We start from the raw sequence: 1,982 nt of genomic DNA on the forward strand, positions 1-1,982 counted from the left end.
GGTCGAGAATGAGTTCATCACAAATGAATATATGGTTCTCAACCTGCACCGCCCCGATTTTTCAACAGCAAGCAATGTTGCCGAGGCCATCAACGTGGTCTTTGGCGGTGGCACCGCCGTGCCGATTGATGCGTCTTCGATCCGTGTGCAAGCGCCCTCTGACCCCGAGCAAAAGGTGTCCTTTGCCAGCCTGATCGAACAGGTCGAGGTCCAGCCAGGAGCACCGCCCGCGCAAGTCATCGTCAATTCACGCACGGGCACTGTTGTGATCGGGGGCAATGTCAATGTCACGCCTGCCGTCATCACCCATGGTAGCCTGACCGTCCGCATCCGCGAAGACCCGCAGGCCGTGCCGCAAAGCGAAACAATCGTCGCCGATGGTGTTGTGATCAATACACCGGCAGCGCCCGTTGTAACCCCAGACAGCGCGATTACCGTAGACGAACAGGGCGCGCGCGCTTTCCTTTTTGACCCGGGTGTCAGCCTCAGCGACGTCGTTGACTCTATTAACGCGATCGGTGCCACGCCGTCCGATCTGGTGGCGATCCTAGAGGCGCTGCGGGTGTCAGGCGCTTTGCGCGCGCAGCTTATCATCATCTGATCCAAGATCTTTGGCGCAGGAAAACGAGGCTATGCTATGAATCCCATCAGTCCTTCTGCGTTCAATCTGGCTACGGATGCTGCGTTTCAAAGCGAGCAGTCCATGTCCTTGAATCGTGATTCAAGGTTGGAGACGCCTGAACAGCTTGCGGCGGTTGCCGAACAGTTTGAGGCAATATTCGTCAAAGCTATTTTATCTTCTGCGCGTTCGGCGGAATTGTCTGATCCTTTGCTAAATAGTGAAGGACAAAAGACGTTTACTCAAATGTTAGATGCTGAATACGCCGGCGCACTGGCGCAGCGAGAATCTCTAGGCATCGCAGATGCCATCGTGCGGCAGTTTCAAAACAGAGTCCGGAATGGAGATGCAGTTTAAATGGCCAGTTTGCTAGACATCGGCCGCAGTGCGGTCCAGGCGCAACGCGAGGCACTGAATGTCACCGGCCAGAATATCGTCAATGCCAATACCGAGGGCTATCGTCGCAGAGACGCGACGCTCACCGAAGTATACGGTATTCAAAGTGAGCTGACTGGCCTGTCATCGCAAACGGGGCTGGGCGTTAAGCTGGGCGAGATCCGCAGGGCTTATGATGGATTCCTGACTGAAAGCAAACGCAGCGCCACAGCGCGGTTCGAAGCCTCTGATGCCTTCGTTGGCAAGCTGGAACAGCTGGAAAACCTGATCCTGCCCAATGATGGCGATCTGGGTGTCGTGATGACCGCGTTTTTCGACAACCTGACCCAGGTTGCTGCCAGCCCCGGCGATCCTGCGCCCCGCGAAGCCGCATTGGAAATGGGGGAAACCGTCGCAAATGCCTTTAATACGACAGCGGGCATGCTGACGAGTTTGATGAACGGTACTGCCGAAGAGATTGGTGTCGAATTGGTTGACGTGAACCGTACGCTTCAATCACTTGGCATCATCAATGGGCAGTTGCGATCGTCGAACATCGGAAGTGCGCCGCCACACAATCTTTTGGATGAACGCGATCGCCTGCTGGATTCGCTTGCCGAGAAAATCCCCGTAAACATCAAAATTGGAGAGCGGCTGGACGCCGAGCTGCGATTAGGGGCATCCGACTCGGGACCGCTTATTCTGACGGGTGAAGATGCCAAAAAGCTGTCTGTGGTCGAGGGCGAGTCCGGAAGCATCATGTTCCGTGTCGGCTCTGGTCAGATCGTATCTCAGCTGGAAACGGGCGGATTGCGCGGGTTGGTTGATGCGCATGGTACGAATCGGCGCGCGTTGAGTGAGCTTGACGCGCTGGCGCGCGACTTTAGTCAAAAACTGAACGACCAGCATGCGCAGGGGATCGATCTGGACGGGCAGCTTGGACGAGAGCTTTTTGCCGTGGCCGATTTTTCCGTTACCGCCGGTACAT

At 56.0% G+C, this 1,982-nt stretch carries 3 protein-coding genes; all 3 read left to right on the forward strand.

Features of this window, described 5'->3' with window-relative positions:
* Positions 1-601 (forward strand): flagellar basal body P-ring protein FlgI (locus ACFDSS_RS13500; RefSeq protein WP_375256250.1); only part of this gene is annotated, 601 nt, incomplete at its 5' end.
* A gap of 36 nt (positions 602-637) precedes the next feature.
* Entirely contained in the window at positions 638-976 is a 339-nt protein-coding gene (locus tag ACFDSS_RS13505) for a rod-binding protein (protein ID WP_007206227.1), read from the forward strand.
* Positions 977-1,982, forward strand: a 1,006-nt coding sequence (flgK, locus tag ACFDSS_RS13510) for a flagellar hook-associated protein FlgK (protein ID WP_375256251.1), incomplete at its 3' end; no start/stop codon positions are given.

It is taken from the genome of Yoonia sp. (assembly GCF_042093035.1).
GTDB lineage: Bacteria > Pseudomonadota > Alphaproteobacteria > Rhodobacterales > Rhodobacteraceae > Yoonia.

Coding starts and splice junctions, on each gene's coding strand:
- ACFDSS_RS13505 (WP_007206227.1), top strand. CDS start 638: ATGAATCCCATCAGTCCTTCTGCGTTCAATCTGGCTACGGATGCTGCG.